Below are 18,340 nucleotides of genomic sequence, written 5' to 3'. Positions count from 1 at the left end.
CGCCTGCCCACCGGCCACCACCTCCCACCGAAACCCTCGGGAGACAGCCTGCCCGATCCGTCCTCAGAACCGACGGATTACACGATCAACATTCAAAGACGGGGCACTAGTCATCGCAGCTGGCTACGCATTCTGAAGGTTGCTCGCTCCCATGCTCCTTAGATAGTCCTAATTTCTTGGTTCCCTCGAGGTGCAAGCATGCTGGGCAGACACCTCGGTTGAAGTGCCGCACCTGCCTGATCTGGTCGTCCGCGACCGAGATCTGAAGCAGCTGTCGTTTGATGTTGTCGGTCTCGAGCGGGTCTGTTACGCCGACAAATATCGGGCAGCCTTGCAGGGCACCCTGAGCGGACATGTAGATCTTCTCCACTATCTAGGACCGGCTGACCTGCTCCCCGATGGTGATGATCTGCGCCTGGGTGAGGAGTAGGGGTGCCTGCAGGTTGAAGGCTGTGCCGTCGGGCAGGGGAGCCTGGAGGAACCACTCGTCCTCGGTCCGGATGAGTTGGGCGGGTTGGCCGTTGATCTGGACGGTGCTGGCGTGCCGGGCGCCCTGCGTGTTGTGGAGGACGTCGGGGTCCACCTGGGGGATGGCCTGAACGCTGAGGCCGAGCCGGGGGTCGGCCGGGTTTCGCAGGGTGATGATCGAGTCTCCCTTGAACGCGTCCAGTGTCCAACCGGCCGGGGCCAGGTGCAGCTGAAGGGGCATCGGCTGGGGTTCGTCGACGATGATGGCGGCCAGCGCGCGCACGCTTTCCTCGGTGGCGTATCGGCCGTTGCCGGTGATCTCGACCCACTGCCCCGGGCCGCGCTCCCAGCTCAGGGTCACCCAACGCTCCGCCCCGCTGGTGGGGGCCCAGCTGCACAGGTCGCCTGGTTTGCCGGCGATGGCGGTGGTCACGCACGGGATGCCTGACTTGGCGGGCGCGGAGTGGACGGTGAGATAGACGTCGTTGCCCTGGTCGGTGGACCGGTACACCGCGGTCCATGTGTCCGTGTCGCCGGTGAATGACGGGGCGGACAGGGCGGGCGGCGTGGGGTGCAGAGCGATGGGGAATACGGGCGTGGTGAAGGCGACGAGTGATACCTCGGTCGATGGCCGGCTGGGCGGTTGAGGTGACGGCGCGAGAACGGCCAGGGTCGCTGCGGCGGCCATGGTCACTGCCGCGGCGGTGGCGAGCAGACGGGCCCGGCCGCGCAGGCGTCCGGTCAGGTCGCCGGCCCGTACCAGGAGCGCCGGTCGGGGACTCGGTTCGGCGGTGGCCTCGGCCATGAGGCGGGTGCGGGCGTCGGCCAGCGTGGCCGTGGACGGGGCGGGGGCGTCGGGCCCGTACTCGCGGAGCATCCTGATGTCGTTCATGAGAGTTCCTCCGTGATTCCTGCCTGGTTCAATGCGGCGCGGGTCAAGCGGCGTGCCCGATGGAGTCGGGAACGGACGGTGCCGACCGGGATGTCGAGTGCGACCGCGATCTCGGCGTACGTGAGGTCGGCCCACGCCGTCAGCAGCAGCACGTCCCGGTCGGCGCGCTTGAGGGCGGCCAGTGCCGAAGCCAGCTCACGGCGCACCGCTCGGGCGTCAACCCGGCCGGCGGCCCCGTCGGCCGGCGATGGATCCACCTCGGCGCCCATCGGAACGCGGGCCAAAGCCCGGTACCGTCGTTGCTCCTGCCGTACGTGCCGGTGCAGCAGATTCGTCGCGATGCCGAACAGCCACGGCCGCACATCGACGCGCAGCGGCTGGTAGGCCGCGCGCCGGCGGAAAGCGACCAGGAACGTCTCGGCCAGCACATCGTCCGCCTGTGGGCCGATCCGTCGGGCGAGGTAACGGTGGACCGCGGCGGCATGCCGGTCGAACAACAGCCCGAATCGCTCGGGAACGAGGATCGAATCCTGGATCAGGATCGAGTCCTCCACCAGAGCGGCCACGCTCGATCGCCCACCCTCCTGGAGAGGGGGGCTATCGGGTACCAGGCGCGGCTGGCCGGCGTGCGACGCACCGAAGCTCACAGTGTCCACACTTACTCATGCCCGATGCCCTGCATCGGGTTCACGGCACCGGGTCGCGAACGAAGGGCCTCGATGACGGCCCCGATCAGCTCGGCGTCGGTGGCGCCGAGTCGCCGACCGGCGAGAACGTATTCGCGTACATGGTCGGCCAGTTGATGGGCTCGGACGGCCGATAACGACGGCGCGACGGCGGCGACCCAGGTACCGGCAGCGCGGGGTCTGTTGCGCTGGGCTAAAGCATGATCGACTTCGGCTTGCCCAGTGGGGTTGTCATCAGGTGTTCGGTCCTGGTCTCGGCCGTCGTCGGCGTTCGTCGGGTTCCGGTTCCCGAATGAGGCGATCGTACGCGTGGCTACCGTCGTCGGTGCCGATCGGCGTTAGCGCCGTGATCCGGACCCTCGAACCCACGCGTGAGTGTGAGGGTTGCCCAGACCTGATCGCGTCGGTGACCACCTTGTTAGGCGTTATCTTCTGCGTGGTCAGTGCCCGGTGGAAGACTGGCCGGGCTGCGTGGTGTTCAGCTCATGTCGATGTTGTAGGCCTCGTCGCGTACATCGGTGTCGGGGTGTCGGCGTAGTCCGATCAGCAGGTCCCGCCAGGGCGTTTTCCATCCGAATCCGGCGCCGTGCCGGACCAGCGCCACGGCGAACAGCCCTCCGGCGAGGTCGCCGCGGTGCGCCAGGCGGCCGATCGTGGCGGTGAGGACGGCCGGGTCGGGCTGCTCGCGGAGACTGCGTAGCCGGTCGGCGACGTTCTCGGCGGTGCGGATCGCGAGGACGGGCCGGCCCTCACACAGGTCGGCGATCTCATCGAGGTTGTCCAGCCGTCCGAGTTCGACCAGCAGCCTGGTGGCGGCAGCGGTGAAGGCTTGCTGCCCGGCGAGCCACCGCGCCGCCTCTACCAGTCCGGTCCGGTCAGCGTCGACCGGGCGGCTGTGGGACCGGGTGGCGGCGCCGCGTGCGAGCAGAGTGATGCGGCGCCGGGCCGGCCGGTCGGCGACGGGGTCGCCGGGATGGTCGTCGACGGCGTCGCGGTCTGCGAGCCGGGTCAGCGCGAGGCCGAGCGTCGTGTCACCGCCGGCGTTCAACAGGTTGGCGACCTCGATGTGGGCCATCGTCTCGCCGAGGTCGGTGAGCCGGTCCACGACCAGGTCGGTGGCTCCGGTGAGCCAGGGCGCCCATTGTCCGAGCTGGCCGAAGGCGGCGCGTCTGACCTCCCGGTCGGCGGCGCGGCAGGCGTCGATGATGAGGTCGCTGTAGCGGGGGCGGTGCCTTTCGGGGATGGTGTACGGGTACGTGGCCAGGACTGCCCGGTGCTCCTCGCGGCTGCCGGCGAGCGCGGTCCGCAGGATCGTCCAGCTCGTCTGGGTGTGCAGCCGTTGCCGTGCGGCGGAGACGATCGCCGCGCGCAGGTCGCGATGCACGTGCGGGTCCGTGTACACCTTCAGTAGCGTGCCCATCACCTGCGGTGGTCCGTAGCGGGCCAGCAGCCGGGCGGCCTCCTTCCGACTGGTGATCTTCGCTGGGCCGGTCAGCACCTCGCCGAGCATCCCCGGCAGCCGGGATGGAGCTACGTACTGGGCGGCCCGCCCGGCCGCGTACAGCGCGACCCGCGCCCGGTCGCTGTCGGCGTAGCGCAGCAGCGTCGGCAGTGCCTCGGCAGGCCGGTCGGTCCAGACCAACGACGCCAGCGCCGCCTCGGCGATCACCACCTCGGGGGCGTCGAGGTGGCGCAGTACCAGGTCGCGGCCGACACCGGGAACGGGTGCGGCGGCCCGAATCGCCGATGCGCGCTGCCACACTCCCTGCCCGGTGTCCGCGGTGATCAGGTCCTGCAGGTGGACGAAGCGGGCCTGCTGGCGGGGCAGCCACCGCTCGGGGCGCGGCGCCCAGCCGGGCACCCAGCGCACTCCCGCTTCGATGAACCGACCGCGTGGGCTCTCCTCCAGTACCCGGTCGAGCAGATCGGTGCGGGAGGTGCACAGCGTCGCCCACACCTCGTGAATCGTCACCGCCGAGGCGTCGGTGGCCAGCACCTCGGCGACCCGGTCGGAGCGGGTGCGCGGGTCGTCGAGCCACAGCCCGATCGCGGTGCGGGCCACCGATGGCAGCGTGTGCGGCCCGGTCGCCCGGCGCAGCAAGTCGTGCAGCGGCGGTAGCCGCCAGGCCCGCTTGCCGAGCGCCCAGGTGAGCGCGAACAGGGGACCGTACCGGCCACGGTCGATGCCCGCTTCGACCCAGCCGCGCAGCCGCTGGAAGACGATTTCCTCCTGCCCACGGCGCAGAACCGAGTCGAAGCGGCGCAGCACTGGCAGATGGGCACCGGTGCTCATCAGGTCGATCGTGAGCAGTGCCCACTCCCGCAGCGGCGGTACGGCGACGTGGTGTTGCAGGACATCGGCGGCCAGCGCGCTCAACGCCGTCGTGGTCGCCGCGGACACGTCACGGGCGTCGACCGCATCGGTGGTCAACTGGGTGAGCCCGGCCGCCGTGTCGGCGGTGAGCAGCGACGCGGCCTTTGCCAGGGCGGTCAGTGCGGCCGCGCGCACCGGATCCTGCTCGTTGCGCAGCCGGCCCAGCCGGCCGATCACCTCCGCCACCGCCTGCGGGTCGCGGGAGCGGCGGGCGGCCTCGACCAGCAGGGTGTAGCCGTGCGCCCGCTCGTCGGCGTCACCGGCGCGCAGCGCGACATCCAGCGCCGCGGACGCATCCGGCCAGGCCAGGTAGGCACTCCAGGCGCGCACCTCGGTCTCCCGCTCACGGATCTTCGGCAGGCTCAGGACCCGGGTCGCCTCGCGGATGCGCACCGCGGCCGGTAGCACGTCCATGACCTCGGCCGCCGGTATCAGCACCGCCGTGTCGGCGTCGGCCAGGGCCCGGTCGTACAGTTCGCCGCGCCCGGCCGGCGCGGCGGCGTCCAGCAGCGCCGCCAGCGCCCGACTGTGCTCCCGCAACCGGCTGGCCAGCGGCGCGAGCTCGCCGACAGGCAGTACCGCGAGGCGGCGCAACACGGCCGGCGGCAGCATCGTCCGTCGCAACCAGCCCGCACGTGCGGGTGCGGTGAGCAGACGGACCACGCGACCTGCATCGTGCGCGGCGAGCACGCCGTACGCCGACAGCGGGCCAGGCAACGACTCCTCGAGTGCGTACCGGTCAAGAAGGTCGAGGGCCTGCGCCGGGTCACAGCGCAACACCGCGCCGGCGACCTCACCCCAGATCTGGGTACGCAGCTCTGACGGAGCCGTGGCCAGGCGCTCACGGACCCGCTCCAGCAGCGGGCCGGAGTGCCACCGGACCAGTCGCTCGAGACTCAGCGTGTGCTCCAGGTCCGGCAGCAACCTGCGTACCGTATCGGCGCTGCAGGCCGGCAGCAGCGCGGCGGCCTCCGCATCGCCGAACGCCGCACGGACCTCACCGATCAGAGCGTCCGCGACGCTCGCCGCGCGCCATCGGCGCAGCAACCGGTAGACGTGGCGCCGCTCCACCGCCGGCCGATCGGCATGACCACCGACCGGGACGCCGGCGCGCAGTGCGGCGGTGAGCGCGGCTGCCCTGATCGACGGCATCGGATCGTCGACCGCGGCGGCGATGCCGGCGCTGTCCCGGGCCACCATCGCGGCGACCAGAGCCAGATACCGCTCGTGCGGGCCTTGTTCGCGCAGATCGGCGCAGACCTGGGAGCGGTCGGACGCGGTACGCGCCCACTCCACGAAGCGCCTCATCCGCGTCCGGTACGGCAGCGAATCAAGCGATGCCAGCATGGCGCGGGTGACGGCGAGCACGGCGTTCATTGTGCCCGCGAGCGCGCTCGGACGAGATCCGTTATTGCTCGTGCCGGTCTCCCGCTGCTCCAGGTAGCAGGACACACAGTGGAGCCTGAGCGTCTTCAGGCTGCGTCACACGCGATCCGTGCCTTTAGACGAGGTGAGATTCGAGGTCTGGTCGTGGGGCGACGCTCCGGTGCCGGCGCGTGAGCTGCTGCCGTACGTGGACGACGTCAGCCTGGTCGAACTGGTTTCCCGCTATGCGCATGCCGCCGACCACGGACGGCGCGGGACGCCGTCGCACTTTGTTGCTCTCTGTAAGGGCCCCTGACTGCGGATCAGAAGGTTGGCGGCTCGAATCCCTTCGGGCGCGCAAGACTGAAGCCCGGGCCAGCGGGAACGTTGGTCAGGGCTTCAAGTTTATCTATGTTGATTTGAACTTCCCCGAGAACCCCCTGGTAGCGCCGGTGGACGGTCAAGTTCGATGACCTGTTGCGGCACGCCGTGCGTGCGCAGCTATGCGGCCCGGCGCGGTCCGTGATCACGGCGCTCGGGGTCGGGGGCCGTTCGGCCAATGCCGAGTTGTTCGAGTATGTCGGAGCTGTCCGGGGTGAGCGCGGGATCTCGATGTAGTGCTTCTTGGCGATCTCCTTGCTCCCGTGTCCGAGCGGCGCGGTCGGCGGCCTCGGCGACGGCCCGTAGCTCTGCGGTGAGCGCTTCGTTCTCGGTGAGGCGGCCGAGCATGATTTCCCGGGTCTGCCGTGGGTCGAGTGCGGAGACGAGGCACAAGCGCAGGGCCCGCTCGTCCCGGACCGCCTGGGGTTTGAGCGGCAACAGCAGCAGGTCGCGCAGCGCCTCGCGTCCGGCCTCGGTGATCGCAAACATTCGAGGGCGGCGGGGCGGCGGGCGCCCGTTCGGCGGCCACGGCATGAACACCGCCATCCAGGACGCCTACAACCTCGGCTGGAAACTCGGACTCGTGTCTGGGGCGTAGGAAACGATCGTGCATTCGCCGCGGGCGATGATCGGGACCGCCCCGCAGTGTCGCACCGCGCGGCCGGTTGAGAATTTCTGCGGAGCGCGGCGGGCCGTAAGCTGGTCAAGTGGGTAGAAGAGAAGGTCGGCTGGGGCTTACGACCGCTCTGGCGCGGGTTGCGTTTCTGGTGAATGCGGCCTACACCGACGCCAGCCGGCAGTTCGGTTTCTCGCCCCAACAGGGGCAGTCTCTGTGCGTTCTGCGGCCGGGGCCCTGCGGCATGGGTGAACTCGGTACCGTGATGGGCTTGGCCAAGTCGACGGTCACCGGCATGGTCAATTACGCGGAGCGTAACGGGCTGGTGCGGCGCGAGGTCGATCCCAGCGACTCGCGGGCGGTATCGGTCGCGCTCACGTCATACGGCCGCGAGGTTGCCGACAAGTTCTACACCGACGGGTCGCGACGGATTGAGCAGCTGGCGGCCTCGTTGACCGAGGACGAGCGCGCGACGCTCGCGGCTCTCCTCGGCCGTGTCGCCGACGACAACAACGTGTCGGTGATCTTCATGGAGATCTGAGCGCCGCTCTTGAAGTTCGGCGACCGAACTATTACTGTTCGGTCGCCGAACTTTCTATTCTTGGGGCGTGCAGCAATGACTCGTACGGTTGCGGTGGTCGGCGGCGGATACGGCGGCTCCCTGGTCGCCAAGGCGCTGGATCTCGCCGGAGACGTCGTCCTCATCGACCCGCGGGAAGCGTTTGTCAACGCGGCGGGGTCGCTGCGGGCGCTGACCCAACCCGACTGGGCAGCCAACATCTTCTTCCCGTTCGACACTTTGCTCGAGCGAGGCCGGGTGATCCGTGACCGGGCCACCTCGGCGGATCCGGCCGGGGTGACGCTCGCATCGGGCGACCGGGTCGAGGCCGACTATCTGGTTCTCGCGACCGGCTCTGGCTACCCCTTTCCCGCCAAGCCGAAGCAGTCCGCCACGACCATCGCTGAGGCGCTCGATGATCTCCGCGAGTCGCACAAGGAGCTGGCCGGCACCGGCCGTGTCCTGATCCTCGGCTCCGGCCCGGTCGGGCTGGAACTGGCGGGAGAGATCAAAGAGGTCTGGCCGGACAAGGACGTGACCATCGTCAGTAAGGCCGAAAGTCTCCTGCCCGGCTTCCTTCCCGAAGTACGCGCCGAGCTTCACCGCCAGCTCGACGAACTCGGCATCACCGTGCTGCTGAGCGCCACCCTGACCGCCCCGCCCCCGACCGAGGCCGGTCGGGCCGGGCGCTTCACCGCCACCACCGACGCCGGCGACGAGATCCGCGCGGACATCTGGTTCCAGGCGTTCGGGGCGCGGATCACCAGCGACTACCTGACGGACGGCAAGCTCACGCCGCTGACCACGCGGGCGACGGTGTCGGTCACCGACCGGCTCACCGTGCAAGGGTACGACCACGTCTACGCCCTCGGCGACATCGCCGACCTCCCCGACCCCAAGATGGCGTCGTATGCCCAGGAACAGGCGCAGGTCGTGGCCGAGAACCTCAAGGCCCAGCTCGCTGGCGAGCGGCCGAAAGCCGTTTACACACCAACGTCGCAGCAGAGGATCCTGCTTCCGCTCGGGCCGCGTCGAGGTGTCGGCCAACTACCGACGCTCGATGGCGTCGCGCCGGCAACGACGGAAACGGTCTGTCAACGCAAGGGCGCCGACCTGTTCACCGCACGCTTCGTCGAACGGTTCAGCCGTGGATGAAGGCTCGTAATCGCTCCAAGACGGGAATCGACGCGAACGGCGATGAGGACTGAATCGAGCCACTGAATCCTCGATTGGACGTTCAAGGCCGAATCCCGGATCAGGATCGAGTCCTCGACCAGAGTCTCACCGCTTGATCGCCCACTCTCCTGGGGAGGGGGTCTATCGGGTACCGGGCGCGTTGGTCTTGGTTGGCCGGCGTGCGACGCACCGAAGCTCACAGTGTCCCCACTCATTCATGCCCGGTGCCCCGGCATCGGGTTCACGGCACGATGACTGTCGTCGACCGGACCTTTCGCGCGGCGTAACCGGACGTCGAGTGAGAGTAGGGTGCGAAGCGCCGATCCGTGGACGAGAGGGCATCCTCGTGCAGATCTCCGACTTCTTGGACCGGAAGCTGGCGCGTCGCTTCCGGACGTACGACGTCGATGGTGACGGCTTCATCGAGCGTGACGACTTCGCGTCCGCCGCCTCCCGGCTCGGCGCGGAGTTCGGCCACGCCCCCGACTCGACGGTCCAGCAGCGGCTTACCACGCTGTGCCTCGGGGTGTGGGAGCATCTCGTCACGGTCGCGGACACCGACGGCGACGGGCGGATCAGCGCGGCCGAGTACAAGGCCGCGTTCGCCGCGGGCCTGTTGGAGACGCCGGCGGCGTTCGACGACGGCTACCGGCCGTTCCTTGACGCGATCATGGACGTCACGGACGCCGACCACGACGGTCGGCTGACTGCCGAGGACGAGGTGCGCTGGACCGGCGCGCTCATGGGCCTACCCGAGGCCCATGCCCGTGCCGCGTTCACCCGGCTGGACCGCGACGGCGACGGCTACATCACCACCGACGACCTACTGCGGGCCATCCGCGCCTACTACTTCGACGAAACACCCGACTCCGCCGGAGACTGGCTCCTGGGCCCTCTGGACGCCTAGTACTTCAGCCGCAGCTGGTGAAGTCGGTGTCTTCGCTGGTAGCGGGCCAGTTCGGCACGGTACTGGTGCCGGCGTCTCTATCGTGACCATCGATGTGTGTAATCGAACGGTCGGGTGGTGGTGATCAGGTGTGCCAGGAGACGGCGGACCTCGCCGAGGCTGAGCGGGATGAGGCTTATATATGACGTTTGGAAGAGGCATGGATGAGTGACCCGACACCGCGGGATCAGTCCGACTCGCTGTCGGTCTTGGCCGGGCTTCGACATGCGGCGCTGGCGGGCAGGCCGTTGGAGTCGATCATGCTTCCCACCCAACGCAACAGACCCGCTCAGGCCGATCTGCACCCGGTACGGCGAGCCGGCCACCGCCAGGTCGTCGTACCGACCGGCGGGGCCGGTGGTGGCCAGGCGGCCGAGCCATCGTCGGAGAAGACGTGGACGGCCGCGGGGCGCTCAGCTGGCTCGGGCGGGCTCGGCGTTGTTTCGAGCCCGCCCTCGCGGGTCCACCCGGCCCTGCGTCAGGGACACCGGGCCGGATGTTGTCGTAATGCCGTCAGCGTTGCAGGGTCAGCAGACCCGGCCGGTACGGAAGCGGATTGTAATCATTGCCGGATTTGGGGTCTCGTCCCTGATAGAGCAGTTGCAGATTGCAGGCGTTGACCGTGAAGGTCTGGTCGGCGCTGCTGCGGATCAGCTCGCCGTGGCCGATGTCGTTGGTCCAGGTAGCGCCGCTGTTGGCCTTGCCGGCGAACGGGTTGTTCTCGGTCGCGGCGTTCGGGGTCCAGGTGCCGTCCAGGCTGGTGGCCGTGAACGAACGGAAGTAGCGGCCGTTCGCTCCGATCGCCTCGACGAGCATGAGGTACCGGTTCTGGTCCTGGACCTTGTAGACCTGCACCGACTCGAACAGGCTGGCCCTCGAATCGGTCATGATCGTGGTGTAGTCGGAGCCGAAGCTGCTCGGGAAGTTTCCGATCGGCATGCTGGACCGGTAGATCCGGCCGTTGTCACCGGCGAAGAAGAGGTACATGTTCCGGTCGTCGGCGATGAGGGCCTGGTCGATCGGGCCGGTGCCGGAACCGGAGATGCTGCCGGTGAAGAGCGGCTGCGCCGGCCCCCAGCCGTTCGGGTTGGTCGGGTCGGTCGAGGTCCGGTAGAGGAAGGGCCACTGCCCCCACTGGTAGGCCAGCACCCAGATGTCGCGCGGGGCGAAATAGAACAGGGTGGGCGCGACGGCGGCGAATGACATCCCGTTCTGGCTGGCCGTGGCCATCTCCGACCAGTCCGTGAAGGGGCTGAAGTTCATCGAACCGTACGACGATCCCGAGAAGGTCGACGCGTAGACCAGGTGCTTGCCGTTGTACGGGGCGACGGCGAAGTGATTGAGGGAGACCCAACCCGACTTCGGCTGCGCCAGCATGCCCGTCGACGACCACCGGTACGACGACGGCAGCGGGCAGGCGGCCGGCGGTGGGGTGGTCGGGACCGTCGTGGGACCGGTGGTGGGGCCCGACGGCGGTGGGGTGGTCGGGCCCGTCGTGGGACCCGATGTCGGTGGGGTGGTGGGCGCCGTGTCACCGGTGCAGGCCACGCCGTTCAGGGAGAAGCCTGTTGGCGCCGGGTTGCTGCTCGTCCACGCCCCGCTGAAGCCGAACGACATTGTGCCGTTGGTCGGAACGGAACCGTTGTAGCTCATGTTCCGCGCGGTCACCACCGAACCGCTCTGCGTCACCGTCGCGTTCCACGCCTGGGTGACCGTCTGCCCGGCGCCGTACGACCATGTCAACGTCCAACTGGTCAACGGGTCGCCCGGGTTGGTGATCGTGACGTTGGCGGCGAATCCACCCTGCCACTGCGACGACACGGCGTAATTCACCGAACAGCCGGCAGCCGCAGCGGCCGGCACCGCTACGACAACCGTCGTCGAGGCCAGCAGCGCAAGGCCGACCGCCAACAAACCGGCATTGGCCGCTCTGGATCTAGCCATGAAGATCCTCCTGGTGGGACTGCCCGCCGCACAAACGTGTGGTTGTCGGTTGTGAGCGCTAACATCCGTGTCCCGCATATTACGGGAGTACTCCCATCACATCAACCTCTATCTATGGGATTCTGATCTTCGACTGCGGGTACATGTCCATCGCAATTGGTCGCCCAGCCCGTGCGGTCCACATCGACCTGCCCCGTCAACGGGGGGGGCGCCGGAGGTGGTGGCGGCCGTACGTGAAGTTGTGGACGGCGATCCCCAGCAAGGCGGCGTCGAGCGCAACGTATCGACCGACGAAAATATCAACCGCTCACGGACCGGCTCTTGAGGCAGACGTCCGACTCCATTCCGGCCACCCTCGTGGAATCGGAGGAGGTCATCGGCTCCCGCTGGCACGATCAGCCCGCGATCACCCGCCGTACTTCGTGACCGACGGTGCCCGGGTCACCGGCCGCGCGGCGACGTCCGCCGGGTGGGAGTGGCGGTGGCCGGATCGTCGGGCCACGGATGGCGGGGATAGCGGCCCCGCAGTTCGGCGCGTACCTGCGGGTATCCGCTCTTCCAGAAGGAGCCGAGATCCTGGGTCACGGCCGTCGGCCGGCCCGCCGGCGACAGCAGGTGCAGCACCACCGGCACGCGGCCGTTGGCCAGCCGGGGGACCTCGGTCCAGCCGAACACCTCCTGCACCTTGACGGCGAGGGCCGGCGCGGCAGGGTCGGTGTAGTCCACCCGGATCCGGGAGCCGCTGGGCACCTCGATCCGTTCCGGCGCCACCTGATCGAGCTGGGCGGCCTCGGGCCACGCCAGCAGCCGGCGGAGCGCGGTGGTGACCGCGATACGGCCCAGGTCGGTGCGGCGGCGGGCCCGGCCCAGTTCCGGACCCAGCCACGTGCCGGCGTGGGCCAGCAGCGCCTCGTCGGACACGTCCGGCCAGGGCTCGCCGAGCGTCCGCCGGCAGAAGACCAACCGGTCGCGCAGCGCCACGGCCTCGCGCGACCAGGTGAGCAGGCCCAGTCCTTCGCGGCGAAGCCCGTCCAGCAGCGCGGCGCGTACCAGCTCGGGGTCCGGATCGGTCAGCGCGCGCTCGACCAGCGTGATCGCGCCGAGCCGGTCGACCCGGCGGGCCACCACATCGCCGTCGATCCACCCGACCTCGGTGGTCGAGCCGGCCAACGCGGCCCCGGCGCGCCGGACGGTCGCCTCGTCCAACGGGACGGCCAGCCGGATCCGGGCGGTCGGCGCTCCCGGCGCGCGGTCGGCGACGGCGACGGCCAGCCACGGCGTACCGGCCAGGCCCGATCCGGGCGCCAGGTCCGCGGCGGTGCCACCGGCCATCAGGTACGCCGTACCGCCCGACCGTCGCGCCCGAGCGAGCCGTTCCGGGTACGCGAGCCCGACGACGAGCCCGACGGCCTGGTCATCGGGCAGCGAGGTGGTGGGGCGGTCCGGGACCATCCGGGACAGCCGGTGTACCTCCTGACGCCAGGCGGCCGGAGCGTCCGCCCGCCGGCCCCGCCAGACCGCGACCAGGTCGTCGCCGCCGACGCCGGGGGCATCCTCGGCCAGCAGCGCCACCACCTCGGCCGCCCGGACACCGCCCACGGCGGCGGCACCGTCCAGCAGCGCGCGGGCCAGCCGGGGATGGGTACCGGCCTCCGCGATGGCCCGCCCACGATCTGTCACGCGGCCCTCGGCATCGATCGCGCCGAGCGCGCGCAGGGTGTCCTGCGCGACCCGCAGGGCACCGGCCGGCGGCGGATCGGGCAGGGCCAGGCCGGTCCCGTCCGGGTGACCCCAGAGGGCCAGATCCAGGGCCAGCCCGGTCAGGTCGGCCGTGGCGATCTCCGGCTCGGCCCGCGCGGGCAGCCGCTCGTGCTGGGCCAGCGACCAGCACCGGTAGACCCGCCCCGGGGACTCCCGCCCGGCGCGGCCCGCCCGTTGCGCCGCCGAGGCCCGCGACACCGCGACGGTGACCAGCGCGTCAAGGCCACGGGCATGGTCGGTGCGGGGTACGCGGCTCAGTCCCGAGTCGACCACCGCCCGTACCCCCGGCACCGTCAGGCTGCTCTCGGCGACCGCGGTGGCCAGCACGACGCGCCGGCGCGGGCCCGGCCGCAGCGCGGCGTCCTGACCGGTGCCGGTCTGCCGGCCGTGCAGCGTGACCACGTCGACGCCCAACCCGGTTAACCGACCGGCGACCGTGCTCAACTCGCGGGCGCCGGGCAGGAACACCAGCACGTCGCCGGGCCCGTCGGCGAGCGCCCGCCGGACGGTGGCCGCCACGTGGTCGAGCAGCCGTGGGTCGACCCGGAGGCCGTGGGTCGGCTCGACCCGACCGGCCGGCGGGCACCAGTGCACTTCCACCGGGTACGCGGCCGCGTGCGCCTCGATGACCGCGGCGTCCAGCACCTGGGCGAGCCGTCCGGTGTCGGCGGTGGCGGACATCGCCACCAGCCGCAGTTCCGGTCGCAGCGTGGCCCGGACCTCCGCGACGAAGGCGAGGGCGAGATCGGAGTCGAGGTGCCGCTCGTGGCACTCGTCGAGGATCACGGCGTCGACGCCGGCCAGCTCCGGATCCCGTTGTAGCCGGCGGACCAGCACCCCGGTGGTCACCACCTCCACCCGGGTGGCCGGGCCGACGCGCCGCTCGCCCCGTACCGTGAAGCCAACCCGGTCACCGACCCGCTCACCTAGCAGCGAAGCCGCCCACCGGGCGGCCGCCCGGGCCGCCACCCGCCGCGGCTCGGCGACCACCACCCGTCCGGGCACGCCGTCGGCCAGGGCGAGCGGCACCAGCGTGGTCTTGCCGGTGCCCGGCGGCGCGACCAGAACGACCACCCCGGCCCGCTCGATGCCGGCCATGAGCGCCGGCAGCACCGTCCGGACGGGCAGACCAACGGTCGTCTCCGGAGGGGGAAGCATCCCGCCAGTGTCCAGGAACTGCGGGATCCGGCCGCAGCGGGGCGGTTCACCGCCCGGCCCACCACCTGGACGGACGTGAACTTCCAGGGCGTCGGTATACGCGGACCGGCCGATGCCCGGATCACCACGTGCCGGCCGACGTCCGGCGTAGAGGTCACGAGAGAGCGTCGCTCCCCACAAGCAACTCCGCGTTACGCCAGACAGCCGACAGCCGCCGCTACCCCCCGGTCGTCCTCCTGAATAGCAACGGCGGTGCCGCTCGCGGCCGGCCATGACGTGAACTGCTGGGCGACATGGTCGACGGACATGATCGCGTCGTCGTCGGCACTGAGCGAGTCGGTAACCCATACGCCCGTTTGCGCCGGAACCCCATCCGCGCGGAACCGGACGGCCACGAACCACAGCTCACTGAAATCCGGCGATCGCCACGCCGCCGCCTTGACGGCCGTGAGCGTGCCGGCCGTGGCCTGGGCACCGGACATGATGTCGCCGGTCAGGACTGCCGGTACCTTGTCGCACTTCACGTGCGCGGCGGGCGCCGCCTTCGTCGTCGTCGCTGGCGTCGGCCTGGACGCGTGCGGTGTCGGCGCTGTTTGTGACCCCGCGCTCTCGCCCGCGCATCCGGCCACAGCCAGCGCGGTGACCGACGCGCCGATCATCGCCCCACGTCGAATCCACATAGCCCGCGATCGTACGACCGGGACACAAGCGAGGCGGGAAGGATACGACGCCAGCAGAAGCCGCCGCCGCGGCGCTCACGCCTCGAGGTTCGTCAGGCACGGGTCTCAAGCCGCACCTTCGGAGTCGCCGGAGCCCGGAATGCCATCGCCGGCAACATGATCGGTCTGTACCGTGGCGGGCATGACGAAGAGAATCGAGTTCTGCCCAGTCTGTTGAGCGTGGTCGATGAGCGTAAGGCGCTCGATCATCGGGTTTCCTTGTTGGAACATGCGCTTCGGCTGCATCGTCTGACGCCGGACGGACCGTTGCCTGACGGTGGTCGTCCTCTGCCGTGCGACGTCGAGCAACCTGACGTTCCGTATCTGGAGCGCAGGCTGGCCCTGGTGGCCTTGCTGGAGGAATTTGTCGCCAACCCGAGGCTGTCCGCCGTCGACCTGCACGATCAGTGCACTCAGCTGGCCATCGTGGCTGGGGACGTAGGGCGGGCATGGCAGGAACTTGCCCTCGAACCGCCGCGGCGGCTTCTTGAAGCCGCCCGCTGGCTTGTGAGTAATGGTACGGATCGACGCGCCGTCCTGCTCGGGCTCGGTCTGCTGGACGGACACGCCGAACCGGCCGACGTCGCCTTGATCAAGGTTATCGGGCTGTTGCGGTTCGCTGATCGGCCTGCCGTCGAGGCGCTGGCGAAGATCCCTACCGCCGCGCGCGACCTCATCTGGCTCGTGAACCGATCTCGCAGATACCTGCGGGTGGTCGCCGTGCGGGCGCTGGCTGACAATCCTGATCCGGTGGCACGTGCCTGGGTGCTGTCGACGCCGCGAGATCTTCTCTCCAGCGACATCGCCCGGCAGATCGCTGAACAATATGCGGTGGCCGAGGCTCTCAGTGAACCCGCCGTGAACGATGACACCTGGGACCAGGCCGGGAACCTCCTACTCGCGATGACCAACACCCGCAACGACCAGTACGAGATCAGCCGGTACGGGCAAGCCGCGGACACCTGTCAACGTTGGGTTGCCCTCGCGGACACCAGGGCGGCCACCCTGGAGCGGGCCGCCTTGATGGCCATGGTGGCCGAGGACCTGCGCAGCGGACCGGCGGCACCCGTGGTCGGAGACCCTCGCCGAGGCCTCGTTGACCAGCTCACGCAGGTATTGACGTCCCAACGGTGGGTGGAAGCGCTGGACCGTAGCGCGTCTTCCGGTGATCCGGTCGAGGCCAGGCGCGCCACCTGGGTCATCGAACAGGTCGCCAGAGGCGACGTGCCGGATCAAGGATTCGCGGTGCGCGTGGTGGTGCCGGATCCGAATCCGGTCGGATTCTCTTCGGTGGAGGCCAGGGTCGTCATCGACGGGATTCCGATCGTCGCGGCGGCGTTCGACAAGGGTCCCGCTGCGGAACCGGAGTGCCTTGTCTACAGCGGGCGGCTCAGGGCCACGAGCGAGCCGAAGGAGGTCAGGCTCGCCGAGGCGTCCTGTGCTGAGGGTTGCTGCGGTGGCCTGTACGTCACGATCGTGCGCGAGGGTCCGGAGGTGGTGTGGAAGGACTGGCGCTCCTCTATGCCGGGAGATCCTCCGCAGGACATGCGGTTCGACGCGGTGGAGCACGACCGGGAAATCGCTCGGGCCGAGCAGGACCATAGTTGGGAATGGCCAGCCAGGACGTTGGCTCGGCTGGTGGCCGAACGGTTGCGTGCTGATCCCAGCATCCTGGGCCGGTGGGACTGCGCCTTCGGATGGTGCACGGCTTGGTTGAAGGACTTCGATGCCGCGCGGCTGACGTTCAGCTATCCCGCCCACTGAGACCCGTTCGACGACCCGTCCGTCCATTTCGGTCTCGTAGTTGACGTCCGAGATGAAACCCCGGAGGTCCTGGCCGCTGAACTTGTCGAGGGGATGAGAAGCGTCGATCCGAAGTCCGTCGCGGAGATGCTCGGCAGTTACAAGGGCGGAGCCGAAAAGCTTGGCCTGGTCTACCGGGAGCCGAGCCGCTGGTAGCCGCCGGACGACTGGCTCGCCAATCGGGCGGGCCAGTCGTCCAGCAAAATTCTTGTCTGCTCGGCACTCGTGCTCGGCTCTGGTCGGGACCGGTCCGCTGGACCTGGTCTGGGACAGCGACCGCGGGGGTCTTCTTCCGTAAGGTCACCGCATGCCTGAGCGTCATGTCGAGGTGGATTCTGCCGACTGGGCATCACTTGAGGTGCATGGGCCGCCCGAGGAGGTTCCGGCGGCGTTCCACGCGATCTGGTCGGCCGACGAGGAACGACGGAAGCTCGGCTACGAGTATCTGTCCCGTCGGCTGCTTCATCAGGGGTCTTCCTCGCCAGCGTCGATTGTGGCGGTGCCATTTCTTGTCGACGTTGTGGCTGACCCGGCAGCGCCGGATCGATTCGGCACCTGTCAGATGTTGCGGCAGATCGCGATCGGCGAGGAGGAGATCACGCTCAATGAGCGCCCGGACTTCGCACAACTGCGGCGCGAGGTGGAGCGCAAGGCGGGACTGACAGTGGCGGAACTTGAGGCGGAACAGATCGCCTGGATCTCCGCTGCGACCGATCCGGCTGAGCGGTCCGCGCGGGAGGCTGCGGCGCTCTTCAGGGACGTCGAGGTCGATCGTGAGGCAGAGCGCGTACAAACCGAAGCGTATGACGCCGTGCGGGCCGGCGTGTCGGTCTATGTAGGGGCGTTGGCGGCTGGTGATCCTGGTACGCGGTTGTACGCCGCTCAGTTGCTTGCGTACTTTCCGGAGGACCGAGCGTCGATCGTTCCTGTGTTGATCCCGCTGGTTGAGGGTGAGGATCCGATTGTGGCGTCGGCTGCGGCGGTGGCGGTTGGGATCTGTGCTCGTGGTACCGGGGATCGGGCTGTTGCGGCGGTGTTGACCGGTCGGTGGGGGCGTGCGGAGTCCATGGCCGAGCGGTGGGCTGCCGCGATTGGTTTGGTCCAGTTGCTGAACCAGCCGGGTCTCGATGTTGTGGCCGATGTGCGGGCCGCGACCGAGGCGCCGGCTGCGGTCCCGCACTTCCCGTTTCTCGGCGGCGACATCGCGGCGGTGGCCGGCTACACGCTCGACCTGCTGGAAGACACACATCGCCTACCCGCCGGACCATGGTCGACCAGACCCTCCGGATCAGAGGGTTAATTAAGGGTTCGAGTCCCTTCGGACGCGCAAGATGGTGAGGGTCTGCGGTCAGGCGCTCGTGCGACGGGCGTGTCTTGGGGCCGGGCCGGGTCCGGCTGGTCGTGGCGTTCTCCGACCGGCTGGTGACGCTCATTCGCGGGACGGTCTTGTACTGCCCTCTTGATACATGGAGATAGACCTGACTACCCTTGT

14 protein-coding genes are annotated in these 18,340 nt (G+C 69.4%); 7 read left to right on the top strand and 7 right to left on the bottom strand.

The annotated features are described in order from the left end of the window. Window positions 1-373: 373 nt before the first annotated feature. Both ACXN5W_RS22125 and ACXN5W_RS22120 read right to left on the bottom strand, forming a co-directional pair. Complete coding sequence (locus ACXN5W_RS22125) at window positions 374-1,360, bottom strand: hypothetical protein (protein WP_473160257.1); 987 nt, start codon at window positions 1,358-1,360, stop codon at window positions 374-376. Next, window positions 1,357-1,926 (bottom strand): RNA polymerase sigma factor, encoded by a 570-nt coding sequence (locus ACXN5W_RS22120; RefSeq protein ID WP_473160259.1) that lies wholly within the window; start codon window positions 1,924-1,926, stop codon window positions 1,357-1,359. The genes ACXN5W_RS22125 and ACXN5W_RS22120 overlap by 4 nt, the downstream gene beginning before the upstream one ends. A 98-nt stretch (window positions 1,927-2,024) precedes the next feature. On the opposite strand from ACXN5W_RS22120, the gene ACXN5W_RS22115 reads away from it, so the two are divergent. Then, window positions 2,025-2,183: a hypothetical protein gene (locus ACXN5W_RS22115; protein ID WP_473160256.1), complete on the top strand. Its 159-nt coding sequence runs from the start codon at window positions 2,025-2,027 to the stop codon at window positions 2,181-2,183. A 341-nt stretch (window positions 2,184-2,524) separates the two neighbouring features. Here the strand turns inward: ACXN5W_RS22115 and ACXN5W_RS22110 are convergent, their stop codons facing one another. Together ACXN5W_RS22110 and ACXN5W_RS22105 are read right to left on the bottom strand one after the other, a co-directional pair. Then, window positions 2,525-5,872: a hypothetical protein gene (locus tag ACXN5W_RS22110; protein WP_473160255.1), complete on the bottom strand. Its 3,348-nt coding sequence runs from the start codon at window positions 5,870-5,872 to the stop codon at window positions 2,525-2,527. Window positions 5,873-6,286: 414 nt separating this feature from the next. Next, window positions 6,287-6,712, bottom strand: a complete 426-nt coding sequence (locus tag ACXN5W_RS22105; protein ID WP_473160260.1) for a hypothetical protein — start codon at window positions 6,710-6,712, stop codon at window positions 6,287-6,289. Between ACXN5W_RS22105 and ACXN5W_RS22100 the strand changes: the two genes are divergently transcribed. The 4 genes from ACXN5W_RS22100 (at window position 6,699) to ACXN5W_RS22085 (ending at window position 9,424) form a co-directional block, all read left to right on the top strand. Next, window positions 6,699-6,764, top strand: a complete 66-nt coding sequence (locus ACXN5W_RS22100) for an FAD-dependent monooxygenase (RefSeq protein WP_473160258.1) — start codon at window positions 6,699-6,701, stop codon at window positions 6,762-6,764. The two genes, ACXN5W_RS22105 and ACXN5W_RS22100, sit on opposite strands and share 14 nt — an antisense overlap. 109 nt (window positions 6,765-6,873) lie before the next feature. Next, complete coding sequence (locus tag ACXN5W_RS22095) at window positions 6,874-7,323, top strand: MarR family winged helix-turn-helix transcriptional regulator (RefSeq protein WP_473160254.1); 450 nt, start codon at window positions 6,874-6,876, stop codon at window positions 7,321-7,323. A 93-nt stretch (window positions 7,324-7,416) separates the two neighbouring features. Continuing rightward, complete coding sequence (locus ACXN5W_RS22090) at window positions 7,417-8,496, top strand: NAD(P)/FAD-dependent oxidoreductase (RefSeq protein WP_473160253.1); 1,080 nt, start codon at window positions 7,417-7,419, stop codon at window positions 8,494-8,496. Between the two features lie 367 nt (window positions 8,497-8,863). Then, a complete protein-coding gene (locus tag ACXN5W_RS22085) occupies window positions 8,864-9,424 on the top strand; it encodes an EF-hand domain-containing protein (RefSeq protein ID WP_473160252.1) in 561 nt (186 codons plus the stop codon). A 552-nt stretch (window positions 9,425-9,976) separates the two neighbouring features. Here the strand turns inward: ACXN5W_RS22085 and ACXN5W_RS22080 are convergent. The 3 genes from ACXN5W_RS22080 to ACXN5W_RS22070 all read right to left on the bottom strand — a co-directional run bounded on the left by ACXN5W_RS22080 (window position 9,977) and on the right by ACXN5W_RS22070 (window position 15,006). Then, on the bottom strand, window positions 9,977-11,407 hold the full coding sequence (locus tag ACXN5W_RS22080; protein ID WP_473160251.1) for a non-reducing end alpha-L-arabinofuranosidase family hydrolase: 1,431 nt from the start codon (window positions 11,405-11,407) through the stop codon (window positions 9,977-9,979). Window positions 11,408-11,848: 441 nt separating this feature from the next. Next, entirely contained in the window at window positions 11,849-14,326 is a 2,478-nt protein-coding gene (gene hrpB, locus ACXN5W_RS22075) for an ATP-dependent helicase HrpB (RefSeq protein ID WP_473160250.1), read from the bottom strand. 191 nt (window positions 14,327-14,517) lie between these two features. Beyond that, window positions 14,518-15,006 (bottom strand): hypothetical protein, encoded by a 489-nt coding sequence (locus ACXN5W_RS22070; RefSeq protein WP_473160249.1) that lies wholly within the window; start codon window positions 15,004-15,006, stop codon window positions 14,518-14,520. 156 nt (window positions 15,007-15,162) lie between these two features. Between ACXN5W_RS22070 and ACXN5W_RS22065 the strand changes: the two genes are divergently transcribed. Together ACXN5W_RS22065 and ACXN5W_RS22060 are read left to right on the top strand one after the other, a co-directional pair. Next, window positions 15,163-16,809: a hypothetical protein gene (locus ACXN5W_RS22065; protein ID WP_473160248.1), complete on the top strand. Its 1,647-nt coding sequence runs from the start codon at window positions 15,163-15,165 to the stop codon at window positions 16,807-16,809. Window positions 16,810-17,155: 346 nt separating this feature from the next. Beyond that, window positions 17,156-18,148 carry a hypothetical protein gene (locus tag ACXN5W_RS22060; RefSeq protein WP_473160247.1) on the top strand — a complete coding sequence of 331 codons (993 nt, stop codon included), beginning with the start codon at window positions 17,156-17,158 and terminating at the stop codon, window positions 18,146-18,148. Window positions 18,149-18,340 lie beyond the last annotated feature (192 nt).

It is taken from the genome of Plantactinospora sp. A48, from assembly GCF_055793945.1.
Note: the sequence above shows the minus strand (reverse complement) of the source record. Positions and strands in the feature narration are given on the sequence as shown.

What these genes read in the sequence shown, in the direction of transcription:
- ACXN5W_RS22080 (WP_473160251.1), bottom strand. Translation starts at nt 11,407, where the DNA reads ATGGCTAGATCCAGAGCGGCCAATGCCGGTTTGTTGGCGGTCGGCCTT.
- ACXN5W_RS22065 (WP_473160248.1), top strand. Translation starts at nt 15,163, where the DNA reads ATGATCGGTCTGTACCGTGGCGGGCATGACGAAGAGAATCGAGTTCTG.
- hrpB (WP_473160250.1), bottom strand. Translation starts at nt 14,326, where the DNA reads ATGCTTCCCCCTCCGGAGACGACCGTTGGTCTGCCCGTCCGGACGGTG.
- ACXN5W_RS22060 (WP_473160247.1), top strand. Translation starts at nt 17,156, where the DNA reads ATGCCTGAGCGTCATGTCGAGGTGGATTCTGCCGACTGGGCATCACTT.
- ACXN5W_RS22070 (WP_473160249.1), bottom strand. Translation starts at nt 15,006, where the DNA reads ATGTGGATTCGACGTGGGGCGATGATCGGCGCGTCGGTCACCGCGCTG.
- ACXN5W_RS22105 (WP_473160260.1), bottom strand. Translation starts at nt 6,712, where the DNA reads ATGGCGGTGTTCATGCCGTGGCCGCCGAACGGGCGCCCGCCGCCCCGC.
- ACXN5W_RS22125 (WP_473160257.1), bottom strand. Translation starts at nt 1,360, where the DNA reads ATGAACGACATCAGGATGCTCCGCGAGTACGGGCCCGACGCCCCCGCC.
- ACXN5W_RS22115 (WP_473160256.1), top strand. Translation starts at nt 2,025, where the DNA reads ATGCCCGATGCCCTGCATCGGGTTCACGGCACCGGGTCGCGAACGAAG.